General features: G+C 68.9%; 10 protein-coding genes and 5 pseudogenes. 9 read left to right on the top strand and 6 right to left on the bottom strand.

Going from position 1 to position 14,224, the window contains the following annotated elements; translation table 11 throughout:
• Window positions 1-160: 160 nt before the first annotated feature.
• The 3 genes from ACH4YL_RS37265 to ACH4YL_RS37255 all read right to left on the bottom strand — a co-directional run bounded on the left by ACH4YL_RS37265 (window position 161) and on the right by ACH4YL_RS37255 (window position 3,004).
• Entirely contained in the window at window positions 161-703 is a 543-nt protein-coding gene (locus ACH4YL_RS37265; protein WP_398511955.1) for a DapH/DapD/GlmU-related protein, read from the bottom strand.
• 371 nt (window positions 704-1,074) lie between these two features.
• On the bottom strand, window positions 1,075-1,476 hold the full coding sequence (locus ACH4YL_RS37260; RefSeq protein WP_398511954.1) for a hypothetical protein: 402 nt from the start codon (window positions 1,474-1,476) through the stop codon (window positions 1,075-1,077).
• Window positions 1,463-3,004, bottom strand: coding sequence for a serine/threonine-protein kinase (locus ACH4YL_RS37255; RefSeq protein WP_398511953.1), 1,542 nt, complete (start codon window positions 3,002-3,004; stop codon window positions 1,463-1,465). The genes ACH4YL_RS37260 and ACH4YL_RS37255 overlap by 14 nt, the downstream gene beginning before the upstream one ends.
• Before the next feature lie 358 nt (window positions 3,005-3,362).
• Here ACH4YL_RS37255 and ACH4YL_RS37250 point away from each other — a divergent pair, with 358 nt between their 5' ends.
• A complete protein-coding gene (locus ACH4YL_RS37250) occupies window positions 3,363-3,788 on the top strand; it encodes a DciA family protein (protein WP_398511952.1) in 426 nt (141 codons plus the stop codon).
• A pseudogene (locus tag ACH4YL_RS37245) lies at window positions 3,716-3,898 on the top strand (transposase); the annotation flags it as partial. The gene ACH4YL_RS37250 and the pseudogene ACH4YL_RS37245, both read left to right, overlap by 73 nt.
• An 82-nt stretch (window positions 3,899-3,980) precedes the next feature.
• Here ACH4YL_RS37245 and ACH4YL_RS37240 read toward each other — a convergent pair.
• Complete coding sequence (locus tag ACH4YL_RS37240) at window positions 3,981-5,054, bottom strand: alpha/beta hydrolase family protein (RefSeq protein ID WP_398511951.1); 1,074 nt, start codon at window positions 5,052-5,054, stop codon at window positions 3,981-3,983.
• An 85-nt stretch (window positions 5,055-5,139) separates the two neighbouring features.
• Here ACH4YL_RS37240 and ACH4YL_RS37235 point away from each other — a divergent pair, with 85 nt between their 5' ends.
• Window positions 5,140-6,105 (top strand): ArsR family transcriptional regulator, encoded by a 966-nt coding sequence (locus ACH4YL_RS37235; RefSeq protein WP_398511950.1) that lies wholly within the window; start codon window positions 5,140-5,142, stop codon window positions 6,103-6,105.
• A gap of 222 nt (window positions 6,106-6,327) precedes the next feature.
• Here ACH4YL_RS37235 and ACH4YL_RS37230 read toward each other — a convergent pair.
• Window positions 6,328-6,561 (bottom strand): annotated as a pseudogene (locus ACH4YL_RS37230) (Tn3 family transposase); the annotation flags it as partial.
• Window positions 6,562-6,566: 5 nt separating this feature from the next.
• Here ACH4YL_RS37230 and ACH4YL_RS37225 point away from each other — a divergent pair.
• The 3 genes and pseudogenes from ACH4YL_RS37225 to ACH4YL_RS37215 form a co-directional block, all read left to right on the top strand.
• Window positions 6,567-7,088: pseudogene (locus ACH4YL_RS37225) on the top strand (DNA polymerase III subunit alpha); the annotation flags it as partial.
• A 236-nt stretch (window positions 7,089-7,324) separates the two neighbouring features.
• Window positions 7,325-8,084: pseudogene (locus ACH4YL_RS37220) on the top strand (DUF4158 domain-containing protein); the annotation flags it as partial.
• 84 nt (window positions 8,085-8,168) lie between these two features.
• A complete protein-coding gene (locus tag ACH4YL_RS37215) occupies window positions 8,169-8,903 on the top strand; it encodes a zinc-binding dehydrogenase (protein ID WP_398511949.1) in 735 nt (244 codons plus the stop codon).
• A 233-nt stretch (window positions 8,904-9,136) separates the two neighbouring features.
• Here the strand turns inward: ACH4YL_RS37215 and ACH4YL_RS37210 are convergent.
• Window positions 9,137-9,415, bottom strand: a pseudogene (locus ACH4YL_RS37210) (chlorophyllase); the annotation flags it as partial.
• Between the two features lie 142 nt (window positions 9,416-9,557).
• On the opposite strand from ACH4YL_RS37210, the gene ACH4YL_RS37205 reads away from it, so the two are divergent.
• From ACH4YL_RS37205 to ACH4YL_RS37195, 3 genes are all read left to right on the top strand, one after another.
• Window positions 9,558-12,251 carry an AAA family ATPase gene (locus ACH4YL_RS37205; protein ID WP_398511948.1) on the top strand — a complete coding sequence of 898 codons (2,694 nt, stop codon included), beginning with the start codon at window positions 9,558-9,560 and terminating at the stop codon, window positions 12,249-12,251.
• A gap of 99 nt (window positions 12,252-12,350) precedes the next feature.
• A complete protein-coding gene (locus ACH4YL_RS37200; protein WP_398511947.1) occupies window positions 12,351-13,085 on the top strand; it encodes a DUF2306 domain-containing protein in 735 nt (244 codons plus the stop codon).
• Window positions 13,086-13,307: 222 nt separating this feature from the next.
• Window positions 13,308-14,222 (top strand): hypothetical protein, encoded by a 915-nt coding sequence (locus ACH4YL_RS37195; protein WP_398511946.1) that lies wholly within the window; start codon window positions 13,308-13,310, stop codon window positions 14,220-14,222.
• Window positions 14,223-14,224 lie beyond the last annotated feature (2 nt).

Raw genomic sequence — 14,224 nt, 5'->3', positions numbered from 1 at the left:
CAAGCACCGGGCCACGCGTCACGACGTCGGCAAGACGGTCAAACGCGCCGAGTCGATCAAGGAACATCAAGCTCACCAACGTTAAACGCCAAGCTTAGAGGTCGTTTCATCCTGGTGTTTCATCCCAGGATCTGCGGTTGGTGGGGCTTCGGAGAGGTCGTCACCACCGTCGGTGCACGGTGGCTTTTGTGCCGGTCACCAGGCTTGCCGGTGGAACGTCATCGGCCACGACCGCGCCAGCGGCGATCACGGCATCACGGCCAATGCTGACGCCGGGCAGGATCGTGGCACCGGCACCGATCCACACGTTCTCTGCAACGTCGATGGGCGCGCCGGTGAGGTACAGCCGCCGCTCCTCGGGATCGACCGGGTGGCCGCTGGTGATGAACGTGACCTTCGGGCCGACCATCACGCGCTCGCCGAGCCGGATGCCGGCGTAGTCCAGGAACGTGCAGTTCTGGTTGATGAACACGCGCTCGGCGAGGTCGAGGTGGAGACCGTGGTCCGTGTAAAAGGGCGGATAGATCGTGACTCTCGGCGGCAGCGGCCTGCCGAGGATCTGTTCCAACAGTTCGGCCTTGCCCGCTTCGTCCTCGAAGGGCAGGACGTTCAGGCGGGAGGTGAGTTCAGTGACCCGCAGGACCCTCTCGGCCATGGCCTGGAACTCGGGGCTGTGGATGCGCATGAAACGGTCGCTGGACATGCCACGATCCTGTCTCGTGTACGTGTAACTGGACAAGATTCATTTAGAGGTCTTTCCTCCCGGCGCGGCCACCCAAAAGGACTCGTCCGGGGGCTGTTGATGATGTTGCTCCATCTGAGAGTGCCCCGTGACGAAGACCGCGAAGGACCGACACCACGACCTCGCCTCCAACGCCCCGCGCACTCAGGGAAATTGGCGCTGGCAAGGACGCCGCCGCCGGTAGCGTCCCTGTGATGAGCGCACACCGAGCGTCTTTTGCTGCGGAGCCCTGGACGGCTGGGTTCCGAGCCGGGCGGCGCAGGCCGCGAAGCACCGTTCCACCACGTTGCGGGCAGGGGCAGTGCTGGCGGCCTGCGGCTCCTCTGGCCTAGCTAGTGGACACGTTCGCCGGGCGTGCTCCGGCTGCTGCTGGAGGGGTTGAACGCTCCCGCCTTCAATAACGCGTTCCTCGCGCCCGCGGGCCAGTAGACGAGGGGGCCTTGCGGGGCCTTGCAGCCCGGGTCCGATCTGGTCGGGTCCAGCTGCGCGGGAGCGGTCCGCAGGTACTTGTACGGCGATACGACCAGGACCACGGCCGACCACTCACAATGCCGTCCCGAGAAGTCGCCGTCGCCAATGCCGGTGACCGCGGCGGAGCCGACGGTCTCCGCTTGCACGGTCACGGTCCAGCCCTGCGCCTGGCGGGTGCCGAGGAACTTCTCCGGGATGGGAGCTCCGGCGGGGAAAGCCTGAGACAGGTGGCCGCGCTCGTTGGCGGACTTATGCCAGAGCAAGCTTGGCTGGCCTTCTCGCGGCCACTCCACGGACAAGCGCCCGAACCGGGGGGCAGCGGTCTTTCGGCAGCCCTTTCGGCAGGAGCACGTGCACGGTGGGACGCGCGAGGTCCATGCTGTACGCCGTCGAGCCGACGTCGCCGAACGAGCCCGTGCACACAGCGTTCGCCGCGGCGGCAATGTACTCAGGGCCGTTGCGTCCTTGGAGAGTGAGGTGCAGCAGGAACGGCTCCTGAACTCCGTAGCCGTGCACGCTGGCCGTATACGCCTCGCCCTGCCCGAGGATCTCGTCTTCACGCATGGAACTCGGCTGTTCGGGGGCGTCGGCCAACACTCCCGCGTCCTCCTCGAACAAGAGCCCCACCGCTGGCGTCGCCATCGCCACCGACAGCACACCGGCCACCGGCACGAGAGCCGCCGTGAGCCATCGCTTGACCCGTTCCGACCGCGTGGGCGCGGGCTTTGGCGGGGTCCGCCGGATCGCCGGAGGGGTGATCCCCGCCTCGGGCGCGTCGAGCGGATCGCGGCGGGGGACCGGTTCGAGGACCTCGGGGAAGAGCTCGGGAAAGTCGGGCTCGCTGGGGATCTCGGAGTGTTCTGGTTCCCCGCGTCGCGGAGCCTGCGGCAGGGGGCGCGCGGCCACCCGGTCGAGGCGGGCCAGAAGGTCCGCCGGCAGCCAGGCACCGGCCGGGGCGCGGCGGGTGCGGCCCACGATCTCCGGAATGGTCGGCCGCTCAGCCGGGTCCTTGGACAGGCAGTGCTGTACGAGTTCAGCGATCACCTCGGGAACGCCGGACAACTGCGGTTCCTCGTAGGCGATACGAAACATCAGTGCGTGGACTCCGCTGCCCTCGCCCTGGAACGGGGAGCGCCCGGTGGCGGCGTACACGAGCACGCTGCCCAGGGAGAAGGCGTCGGAGGCGGAGGTGACGCGCTCCCCCCTGACCTGCTCCGGGGACATGAACTCCGGGGTCCCGACCAGGGATCCGGTGCGGGTGATCGTGCTGTCCAGGGACGCGTCCACGGCGTGGGCGATGCCGAAGTCGATGACGCGGGGCCCGTCGACGGTGAGCAGGATGTTGGACGGTTTGAGGTCCCGGTGCACGAGGCCCGCGCTGTGGATGGCGTCCAGGGCGAGTGCCAGCCGGTGGGCGAGGACGTGTGCGGAGGCGGAGGGGAGCGGGCCGAAGTCGCCCCGTACGACGGCCCGGAGCGTGGGTCCCGGCACGTACTCCGTGGCAACCCACGGCACCTCGGCCTCGGTATCGGCACTCAGGACGCGTGCCGTCCACTCGCCGCTCACCCGGCGAGCGGCGGCCACCTCACGGGCGAACCGGCGCCGGAACGCCTCCCGCTCGGGGCCGTCGGCGATGTCCGCGCGGACGAGCTTCACCGCCACGGTGGCCGCATCGGCCCCGCCGTCATCCTCGCGCGCGAGATACACGCGTCCCATACCGCCCGCGCCGAGCCGCGACAGAAGACGATAAGGCCCGATGCGCACGGGATCGCCAGGGCCTAACCGGTCCATGGTTTCGTGCTCCCCCGTCGGTCCTGCCAACAGCTGTGCGCGAGAACCCTCGCACAGGTCACGGGAGTTAGAGCCAGTTTCTGACCGGTTCGGCGCCGGCCGAAGACCAAGCGCCACCGCGATGTCGGCAGTCCAACGCATCCCCGCACGCGACAGCACCGCTGGAACCGCGCACGACCCCGCTCGGCCTCGGGGAGGCGATCGCCGCGAGGATGGCCGAACGCGTCCGGACCGCGGCGGTCGGCGCCGACGAAGCCTGGATGGAGCGGCGCGCGTGGAAGGCCTGCCGTGCGATCGCGAGGCCCTGCCGACCCGGAGCTCTGCGCCCGCCACCTCGCCCAGGAACTGGCCCTGAGCGATGCGGAGGCATCCTGATGAGGGACAGCGAGACCCGGCGACCGGACCCTGGCGCACCCCGAGTGGTTCGGTGACGGGACGGCCTGGTGGCCTCCGGCGCTTCGGTTCGAAGTTCGCCGCACGAGTAGAGCCGCTTGGGCTGGATGCCCGGATGCGGCTGCACGTGCTCTGCGAAAACACGGCGTACCGCACTCTGATGCAGCTGATGCAGGGCGCTGTGGCAACGCGGATCAACGAGATCGTGCCGCAGGCGCAGCTCACCGGCCTGCTCGCTTCGGTACGTCCCACGATCGTGGTCCTGGTCGTGGCCACCGACGACTTCGCGGACGAGCAGCTGGTTGCTGACGTGCTGCTAACACCAACCGACTGCTCCGGCAGTACCTCCCCAAGGGAACAGACCTCCGCACGTTCAGCCAGGCCCACCTGAACGCCATCGCCCACGAGCTCAACCACCGACCACGCCAGACCCACGGCTACCGCACTCCGGCAGAGGTCTACAGTGACCTCCTGAACAGCGGTGATGCGTTGACGGCTTGAGCTCGCCATCGTTTGCCGACAGGCGACCGACGCCCTGTTGTGCGGCCGCAACAGGCCACTGGCCGCCTGCTCATAGTCCCCGCTACAACAGATGGCGGGCGAAGAAGGTCCCCACCCTGCGCCGTACCTCAGCGACTGTCACCACCGGGTCGCCGGTGCCGACGAGCGCGTCCCGCGCCGTCGCTGTTACGAGACCGGTGGTCTGGAGTCGCGGGACGAGCGAGCCGTAGTCGGTAAACGCCCAGTGGTTCGCGTCGGCGAGCAGCGCGCGGCGGCCGGGCAGGTTGGCCCAGGAGGACTCGATACGGGCGGTGCCGTCGAATCCGTCGGTGCGGAACAGCAGCAGCGGTTGCTCGAAGCCGGCCGGTGTCGGGTACAGATCGAGATAGCCCTCGAGGTTCGCCACCGCGCCGACCCGGCGGTCGCCACGGGCTGCGTACACCGCCGCCGTGCCGCCTGCGGAGTGCCCGTACAACCCGATCCGGCAGGAGTCCATGACCGGGGCGAGCGGCAGGCCGCTGAGCCGGTCCAGGACCAGGCGGAGGTCCGCGATCCGGGTGTCTACCATCGTGCGGAAGGTCGCCGGGTCCGGCGGCCCGATCAGGACAGTCGTCCGCATCCCGGTCGGCAGCTCCACCTGAGAAGCGTCACCGGGATGGTCGACGAGGATGACCACCCGGCCGTGGCTCGCCAGGCCCTCGGCGAGGCTTGTGCCGAGCGTGCGGGAGTCGCCGCCGCCCGGTGAGTACACCAGCACCGGACGCCTCCCGGGCAGCGGCGGCGCGCCCACGTACCCGTGGGTGAGGACGGCGCCCCAGTCCACTGCTCCCGGCCCCGGCAGCCCCGGGTGGACGCGCGGCGCGTACTCGGCGAAGACCTCGGCCTCGTCCGGGGTGAGCTGCGGGGCACGGGAGAAGCCGCGTACCGATCGGGCCGGGTACAGGACGGTCAGCATCAATTCCCGCACGCCGCCCACCCACGGGTCGGTACGGGCAGGGTCCGTCAGATGGACCGTCTGCATGCCTACGGGGTACGGGCCGGCGGGCGTGGGCAGCCGGAGGAGAGGGCCGCCGGTGGAGGCGGACGCAGCCGTGGGCAGCAGAGCGGCGGCACTGCCGAATACAGTGCCTTTCAGAAGAGTGCGTCGAGAAGTCATACGAACATCCTTGGGGTGGGTGCCGTCACGACGTGAAGGTTCAGGCCTCCGCCGAAAGGTTGGCCCAGGACGAGGAGTTGTGCGGGTGCTGCGAGTCCACTTCACCGCAGAGGACTTCGCCCGGATCCGCTTCGCACCGCGCCCGGCGCCGCTCCAGGAGCTGCACGCCGCCCTGACGACAGCCGTGACCCGGTGTGGCGGGCCGCTGTTCGCACCGTGGCGCGGCCGTATCCTGCGCTCCCTCCCGGCCGCCACCGACCCGCTTGCGGACCTGGTTCCCGCAGGCCGCCCGCCCTCCTTCCTCGATGTCCTCGGCGACACCATGGCCGACGGTTTCCAACAGATCCGCGCCACCAGCCCCGGCCTCGTCCGCTCCGAGTTGGAGCGGGTCTACGGGGCGGTGCCCGTGCCTCGCTGGGTCCGCGGCCTGCACGCGGGCGACGAGACGGCCTGGCGCACCCTGCACCGTGCCCAGCAGGCCGCGTATGAGACGGTCCTCGCCCCGGTCTGGTCCGTCGTACAGGATCTGCACCGTGAGGAGTTCACCCGCTATGCCCTGGCTGTCGCCGAGCACGGCGTGGCCGCCACGCTGACCGGCCTGGCCCCGGACAGCCGTCTCCACGAGGGTGTGTGGGAATGGCCCGGCGCAGCGCCGGCCCGGGATATCTGTCTTGACGGGCGCGGCCTGGTTCTGCTGCCGACCTTCCACCACCCGGCGGGTCCACTTCTTCAGGACCACCCGGGCCGTCCCGCAGTCCTGACGTACCCAGCCGGTCCTGGGCTCCCGCCCACCGCGGGGCGCCCGGCCGTCCCCGCCGAGGCCCTGGCCGCCGTCCTGGGCCGCACCCGGCTCGACGCCCTGCGCCTCCTCGCCAATCCTCACACCACGACATCCCTGGCCCGCGCCCTCCATGTCAGCAACGCGACAGCCTCATCCCTTGCGGCGGCGCTCAGATCGGCAGGCATGGCGACGACGACCCGCACAGGCCGCTCGGTCACCCACCAGCGCACGGCCCTCGGCACACTGGTCGCGGGCGGCTGGCCGCCGTAGTTCGCCAAGGGCCCCGGCGCGATCGGCCGGACTGTCCTAGTCGACCAGGGTTGTTCTCGGCGCCAACGGCTTTACCGATATTCCTCGAGGCCGGAGTTCGCCAAGGTGATCAAGGGCAGCGACATCGCGCCGCGCACTCCCCGGCAACGTTGCGCGACGGGCCGCGAAGCGGCTGACCAAGGCGAGGGCCCGCAAGCTCATCACCGCCCTGGTCGGCTACCCCTAGTCCTGTCCGGCCCCGTCGTCGTCCTCGTCCAGGCTCCGGCGCGTCCGGGTCGCGCAGCGGGCGTAGGGTGCTGGCGGTCAACTGTAGCGGCCGAGCAGGTTCAGGTTCTTGTGCTTGAGCGGGGAGAGCCGGGCGATGTCCTCCTCCCTGATCTCGTGTCCCTCAGCCTGGAGCTGGGCGACGGCGGCGTCGATGTACCGCGTCGTCCAGAGCACGATGGCGTTGAGGACCCATCGACATCCCCAACGCCCTGAAGGAACTGCCCGAGCTGCGGCAACTTGCCGCCGAAGCAGACCAGTTCGGTCCGCTGTGGGAGCTTGCCGCCGGCCTCGACGCCCTGCCCCGCGGCTACGCCATGCATCCGTGCGGCGTGATCCTCTCCAACGCCACGCTGCTCGACCGGCTGCCCGTACAGCCGACCCCGGGCGGCTATCCGATGCTGCAGGCCGACAAGGACGACATCGAGATCGACGGCTGGGGGCTGTTGAAACTGGACGTCCTGGGCGTGCGGATGCAGTCGGCGATGGCCCACGCGGTCGCCGAGATCCGCCGCACCATCGGCCGCCAGCTCGACCTGGACAGCCCCGACCACGTCGACCTCAACGACGCGGCGACGTTCGGCCTCATCCGCAACGGCAACGTCCTGGGCTGCTTCCAAATTGAATCAAGTGGGCAGCAAGACCTCATCGCGAGACTGCAGCCCCGCCATATGCAGGACGTCATCGCCGACATCTCGCTGTTCCGTCCAGGCCCAGTCTTGTTTCCGCAGAGAGCGTGTCCCGCGCAGGTCGTGTTGCTTCATCCGCGCATGGCAGATGCCGCTGTGTCGTGCAGAAGGAAGCGGGAGTGTCCCGTTGACGGCCGTGGGGACCAGCGAAACAGCCAGTAACGCTAAGCGCTTGATCTTGGTCGTCTAGCACAGGTGATCGGCTTGGTGCGGGGGTTCGGAGGAAGATCCTCGATCACTGTCGAGGGGTGGCTACCGTCCGCCGCATGCCGGTGGAATTTCTGACTGATGAGCAGGCCGAGGCGTACGGGAAGTTCGCCGAGGAGCCGACGAGGCCAGAGCTGGAGCGGTTCTTCTTCCTGGACGACGAGGACCGGAAGTTGATCGCGAAGCGGCGTGGGGACCACAACCGGCTCGGATTCGCGCTCCAGATGTGCACGGTCCGGTATATCGGGCTGTTCCTGGAGGACCCCTTGGCCGTGCCGTGGTTGGTCATCGAGCATCTGGCCGAGCAGATGGAGATCGAGGACGCTTCCCAGATCAAGCGGTACACCGAGCGTAAGCCGACGCAGTACGAGCACGCGTGGGAGATTCGGGAGGCGTATGGGTACCACCTCTACGAGGACCACGCCGCGGGCCGGAAGTTCCGGGCGTTCCTGCACGGGGGGGCCTGGACGGCGCACGCTGAGGGACCGAAGGCGTTGTTCGATCACGCGGTGGGCTGGCTGCGCCGGCACCGGGTGCTGCTGCCTGGGGTGAGTGTGCTGGCCCGGCAGGTCGCCGAGGTCCGGCGGATCGCGGACAAGCGACTGCACACCACGGTCGCCAAGGCCGCGCGGCGGGCCGATCCGGCTCTGCCCGGGGACCTGGTGGCAACGCTCAAGACCCCTGAGGGCAGGCGGTTCTCGGAGCTGGAGATGCTGCGCCGGCCGCCGATGCGGACCACGGGCACGGCGATGAAGGGTGCCTTGCAGCGAGGACATCGCCGCCTTCCATCTGGGGCGGGTGAAGCTGGAGGCCGCCCCCACGTCCGCCGAACTCCCTCCTGAGTGATCAAGTTCGGGACGCCGTTCGAGACCGGAAGAAAAGGAACAAGCTGAGGTCGCCGGCGTGAATCCGCTCGACCACCTGCTGCGCTCGGGTCTGGTCGCCGGGCTCGACGGGTGGCGTCCGTTTCCTCGCGTGCTGGGCACGGAGGCAGCAGGAACCGTTCTCGCCCTGGGCGAGGATGTAGACGGGCTCGAGGTGGGGGACGGAGTCTTCGGCTTTGCGCTAACCGGTGGCGGCACCTACGCCGAGACCACCGTGCTGTCCGCACCGAACACCGCGCGCGCGGAAGGCCTGTCCATGACCGTGGCAGCAACGCTGCCAGTGGCCGGGACGACTGTAGTGGATGTGCTCGACCAACTCGGTCTCCCGGCCGGTGCCACGATTCTGGTCAACGGGGTCGGCGGCGGGGTTGGCCTCGCCGTCGCCCGGCTGGCCGCCAAGCGCGAGCTGCGCGTGATCGGCACAGGGAGTACCGCCAAGCGTGAGCACGCCGAGGCCGCCGGGGTGCAGTTCATCGACTACACCACCGGGGACGTCGTCGCCGCGGCACGCGACCTGGTTCCGGACGGCTTCGACGGGATCGTCGACATGGTCGGAGGCACCTCGCTGCGGACGGTCGCTCCTCTGGCGCGGGATCCCCGCAACGTCATCGCTGTGGGTGATCTGTCTGTGCCCGAGCTCGGTGGGCGTTTCGTTGAGCGTCGCCTCGACCGCGAGAACCTGGAGCGGTCAGCCCGGCTGGCCCTCGACGGAGTCCTCGCCCCCCGTGATCACCGCGGTCCATACGCTCTCTGACGCCCCGGCTGCTCTCGCCACCATCGAGAACGGTCACACTTCGGGCAAGGTCGTCATCAAGGTGGCGTGAGAAGTGCCCGGCCGGCTGACGCCAGGAGCGGGCCACACCCGGAAGGGCCCTGCTCTCGTATAGCTGCTGCACTGGGTAACGCTAGGGGCTGCGTTTGCTGGCAGGACCATCGGCGCAGTGCTCGGGGGCAACACGCAGCCGTGCGGCCTCAGCCGGCCGTCGTTCACTTGCTGTGAATGGTCCAGGCTCCGTCGGAGGCGGCGCAGCCGCCGTCCAAGGCCGTCCAGGCGGCGCTCTCGATGAGCATCTCGCCGACGACGCCACCGCTCCGGTCCCGGCGTGACATCGGCGAGTCGTCCTTGCCGCCCGCGATGACCAGTGCCGGGGTGGTCATGGTGGAATAGTCCGGCCTCATGAACGGCAGGTGTTCGACCGCGAACGGGGTGAGCGTGTCGCCGGTGCCGGTCGCCGCGGTCAAGGCGCCGGCCCTGACAGCGGGGTGGGGGCATCAGGGAGGAGAGCAAGGCGGTGCGTCGGCCCTGGAGCCGAAGCGGCCGACACCGGCCTGCTCCTTCCCGTAGCGGCGAGCTCCTACGACCGTTAAGTTACAGCCTTCGACACTGCCCTAGGAGGAGAACGACGGCATGGTGTTCGTCGCCCGAAAGGACGAGCTGCGCACATTGGGCGACCTGATCCGTGCAGCGGCAGACGGGCGCGGCGGAGCCCTGGTAGTGGCCGGTGAAGCGGGTATAGGCAAGTCGGCGCTCATCGATACAACGGTCGGCGGGCTCGACGGATGGCTGGTCCTGCGCGCCTCGGGCACCGAGTTCGAGCAGGATCTTCCCTACGCCTCGCTTCACCAGCTCTGTGCGCCGGTGATCACGTATCGCGACGGCCTGCCGGCGGTACAACGGCAGGCGCTGGAGTCGGTATTTGGTCTCTGCGGAGGGACGGCCCCGGACCCGCTGACGATCAACCTTGCCGTACTGGGGCTGCTGCACGAGGCGGCCCGAGCCCAGGCGGTGTGCTGCGCGGTGGACGACGTGCAATGGGCCGACGTTGAAACCCGGCGGGTGCTGGGCTTTGTCGCGCGGCGCGTCACCGCGGTGCGGATCGCAGTGGTGCTCGCCGAGCGGGCTCCGTCGATCGGTCCTGGGCTCAGCGGTTTGTCACGCCTCACCTTGCGAGGCCTCCACGATGCGGAAGCCAGAGAACTGCTGCGTTCGGCCGCACACACGGACCTGGACGGTGAGGTAATCGAACGAGTCCTGGCCGAAGCTGGCGGAAACCCGCTGGCGCTGCTGGAACTCGGTCACCGCACGGGTCCGTTGGGTCTGCCCGGCGGGAGGGACGACGGGCCGCGGGGCACCGTGGTGGACGCGCTGGAGGACCGGTACACCCGTCTTGTGCGGGCACTGCCTCCTGCGGCCAGATCTCTGATGGTGCTCGCCGCCGCAGAACCGGTCGGCGACTTCGGGCTGGTGGGCCGCGCCGCCCGTCTGCTCGCCCTGGACCCAGCCGAGCTGACCGCTGCAGAGGATGAAGGCCTGATCAGTCTCGGCCCCCGGCTCCGCTTTCGTCATCCGCTCGTGCGATCGGGCGCCTACCGGTCGGCCACCCCTGGCACGCGCCGGCGGGTCCACGCCGCACTCGCCGAGGCCACTGATGCCAAGGCCGACCCCGACCGCCGCGCGTGGCACCGAGCGCACTCGGTGATCGACACGGATGAGGACGTGGCCGCGGAGCTGGTCGGCTCCGCAGGGCGTGCGCAGCGACGCAGCGGTCTGTCCGCGGCCGCGGCGTTCCTCGAACGCGCGGCACAGTTGTCCCCCGATCCCGCCCGCCAAGGTGAGCGACTCCTCGCTGCGGCCCGGGCGAGGCTCAATTCCGGCGCCCCCGCCCAGGCTCGTGAACTACTCGCACAAGCCGAGCGCCGTCCGCTGGCACCTGCCGACCGCGCCGATGCCCAATTGCAGCAAGCCTTGATCGAATTTCACGTCGCGCGAAGCGCGGATGCCACCGTCGCGCTCGTCGACGCCGCGGCCGGCCTCCCTGCCGACCGGGCCAGAGAGGCCTACTTGGAGGCGTTCTCCTCGTCGATGTTCGTCGTTCGACTGCCGGGGCGGCTGCGGCAACTCGGCGTGCGTATCCGCGAACAGGTACCGCACAGAGGAGGAGCGCCTCGCCCGGTCGACCTGCTGCTGGATGCACTCCTCGACCAGGTACTGGAGCCAGTTGAGGACGCGGTGCCCACGATGCGGCGGGCGGTGGCCGCATTCCGCACTGCCACGAGCCCCTGGTGGATGGAACTCGCCTGCCTGATGGCACTCGATCTGGGCGATGACGAGTCAGCTCAGGCACTTTCCGTCCGGCAGGTGAAGCTGGCCCGTGAACAGGGCGCTTTCACTCTGATGCCTCAGGCTCTGCGGGTCCGGGCGATCACTCTGACGGTGTTCGGCCGGCCCGAGGAAGCAGCCGCATGTCTCGAAGAAGCCCTGGCGATCGACGAAGCGACAGGGACCGTCAGCCTCTCCTTCGCCGAACTCATCCTGGCTGGGTGGCGCGGAGACGCGGACCGGGTCCGCGAACTGCGGGCCACGATGCCTGGGCGCGTCGGCCGTGACGAGGTGGTCGCCGAACTATACACAACGGCTGTGCTGTGCAACGGGCTTGCTGACTACCCCGCGGCCCTGAAAGCGGGGCTCGCTTCCCGGAAACAGGAACGAGACGGTGCCTACGTGGTGTGGAGCCTCGATCAGGAATTCGTCGAGGCGGCTGTCCGAGGCGGACAGCCAGAGGAATGCACCGCGGTCATAGCCCGGCTCGAGGCCCTGGCGCGGACCGGCCGAACCCCCTGGGCCCAGGCCAGGCACCGGCTCGCGCAGGCACTGCTCGATCCCGCTGCGGAGAGCACCGACGCCTGCTACTGCGAGGCCATTGACCTGCTCGCCCGGACCGAGGTGCGAGGCTACTACGGCCGCGCACGCTTGATGTACGGCGAGTGGCTGCGCCGCGTCGGCCGCCGCGGCGATGCTCGCGTTGAGCTGCAGGCGGCACACGAGACGCTGACCGGGGCGGGCGCGACCGCGTTCGCCGAGCGGGCGGCGCGTGAACTGGAGGCAACCGGGCAGCGCCCTCGCCGGGATGAGACGAACGCGCTTGAACTGCTTACCGCCCAGGAACGGCTCATCGTGGGGAAGGTCGTCGGCGGTGCGACATCCAAGGAGGTCGCTGCAGCCCTGTTCTTGAGCCCGCGGACGATCGACACGCATCTGCGCAACACCTACCGAAAGCTCGGCATCTCGTCTCGTCGCGAGCTGCGTCAACTCCTGCGTTGAGTATTGCGTAGACGGTCGTTCTACGTAGTTCTCACTGACGCGGCCGTGGCCAGGGGTGGGGGAGGCTTGCTGCATCATCCGGCCGAGCAGGAGCTTGTAATGACCTTTTCCGTTTCCCGTATGGGCAGGAGGCGGATCGCCTGGGCTGCGGTCGCGGTTTCCGCCGTTGGCACCGCGGTGTTCTCAGGCGCCAACTACCTCACCGGCGACGCGTCGGCGAGCCGGATCCCCCTCAACCCGGTTGTAGCGGCGCACTACCTGACGATCGTGGTGCACGCCCTTCCCGCCTGTCTGCTGTTGCTGGTCGGGCCGTTCCAATTCGCGACGAGGCTGCAGGCTCGGCGTCCGCGCCTTCACCGCACACTTGGCTACGTGTACATGACGAGCGTCGTCGTCGCTGCAATTGCGGCCCTCCTGGCGACCACCTTCTCCGTCGACGGTATTTCCGTGCAGGCCGGGTTCTACCTGTTGTCCGCTGCCTGGTTGTACACGCTCTTCCAGGGTTTCCGCGCCATCCGGCAGGGCCAGATCCAACTCCACCGGCTCTGGCTGATCCGCAACTACGCCCTGAGTTTCGCTGCAGTCGCGCTCCGGGCCTTCCTCGGTCTCGGCGTGGCCCTTCAGGGCCCGTTTCCCTCCCTGGCCTTCGACGACATCTACACCACGAGTGTGTGGGCGTCGATCCTCGTATCCGCTGGCGTAGCCGAGTACTTCATCATTCACAGAACGGTCGCGCCACTGCTGCGCAGGCGCACAGGCAAGCCGATGAGGTCGGCGAACCCCACGGACATGGTGGTTGCGAGCAGGGACACGCACAACGGCAGGCAGTCCTGAGAGGGTGTGTCACCGATTGCGGCACCCACCGAGCCGGCAAAGGCGTGCGCCGCAGAATGGGGAACGGGACTTCATCGCGCGTCGACGGCGTCCACCAGCTTCTCAATGCACCGATCGTGCTGGTGTGGGATCGCCTGAACACCGGCGGAAGCGCCGGCGAACGCCCCTTCCCCCATTTCTGATTGACGTTCCGTCACCCCACCGGCAAGTAAGGACCCATCCATGCCCTTTGTGACTAGTTCTCCCAGACCCCCGGGCGGCCGCGCCCTGCCCGTTCCCCTGCTCGTACTGGCCTTGCTGGCCTCGCTGTTGGCGCTGGCACCGCAGGCCGCGGCCGCGGACATCCCGACCCAGGAGGAGGTGAGCCGGGCCCTGGACAGCGCCCCGAGCACCAACTACTTCTGGACCGGCAGGACCGGCAAGTGCGCGGGCGAGGAGGACAGCGTCAAGGGCACGGCCGAGCAGCTCGCGCGGGAGCGCGGCGGCAAGACCCTGGAGATGCGGCTGCGCGAGGCGGGCGTGGAGATGCCGTCCTTCGACGCCCCCGACCCGGCCAAGGACATCTGGCGGTTCGCTTCGCGGGAGTACGCCCGCAAGACCAGCTACCAGGCCTGGGTCATCAAGGGCACCTGCGTCCGTGACGGCAACACGTGGGAGGACAAGGAGTTTCCCAACCTCAAGTCCGGCGGACAGGTGCACTGCGTCTGGGAGATCGACGCCGAACACCCCTTTGCGGAGAAGCTCATCTGGAACGACTGGTTCTGGGGCGGCACCTGCCGGAAGGACGTGCACCTGTACAACAAGGCCAAAGTCGCCTGCTACGTGTACGACAGGCCGTCAAGCAGGTGGGATCACGAGAGGCTGAACGCCCGCACCTTCCGCGACCTCTGGTTCATCAGCGGTACGCCGTGGCGCGGGAATCGCAACGACCGTGGTGTAGACCGGAACGCCGAAGGATTCCTGTTCTCCATCGAGCCGATTTGCTCGGCTGGTTCCGCCCCGGGGACATCAGGCCCTACCGGGTCGAACTCTTCGACTCCTCCGCCACCCTCCACCGCGAGTGGTCCAAGCCGTACGACACCGTATGCGGGACCGGCGCCGGCTCCCCGGCCGCGCCCCGCGGCACCGCCGAGTTGAGC

It is taken from the genome of Streptomyces sp. NPDC020681 (genome assembly GCF_044334895.1).
In the GTDB taxonomy this organism is placed as follows: Bacteria; Actinomycetota; Actinomycetes; order Streptomycetales; family Streptomycetaceae; genus Streptomyces.
This window is presented reverse-complemented; position numbering and strand designations above follow the sequence as displayed.

What these genes read in the sequence shown, in the direction of transcription:
- ACH4YL_RS37255 (WP_398511953.1), bottom strand. Translation starts at nt 3,004, where the DNA reads ATGGACCGGTTAGGCCCTGGCGATCCCGTGCGCATCGGGCCTTATCGT.
- ACH4YL_RS37195 (WP_398511946.1), top strand. Translation starts at nt 13,308, where the DNA reads ATGCCCTTTGTGACTAGTTCTCCCAGACCCCCGGGCGGCCGCGCCCTG.
- ACH4YL_RS37265 (WP_398511955.1), bottom strand. Translation starts at nt 703, where the DNA reads ATGTCCAGCGACCGTTTCATGCGCATCCACAGCCCCGAGTTCCAGGCC.
- ACH4YL_RS37240 (WP_398511951.1), bottom strand. Translation starts at nt 5,054, where the DNA reads ATGACTTCTCGACGCACTCTTCTGAAAGGCACTGTATTCGGCAGTGCC.
- ACH4YL_RS37250 (WP_398511952.1), top strand. Translation starts at nt 3,363, where the DNA reads ATGCGGAGGCATCCTGATGAGGGACAGCGAGACCCGGCGACCGGACCC.
- ACH4YL_RS37200 (WP_398511947.1), top strand. Translation starts at nt 12,351, where the DNA reads ATGACCTTTTCCGTTTCCCGTATGGGCAGGAGGCGGATCGCCTGGGCT.
- ACH4YL_RS37205 (WP_398511948.1), top strand. Translation starts at nt 9,558, where the DNA reads ATGGTGTTCGTCGCCCGAAAGGACGAGCTGCGCACATTGGGCGACCTG.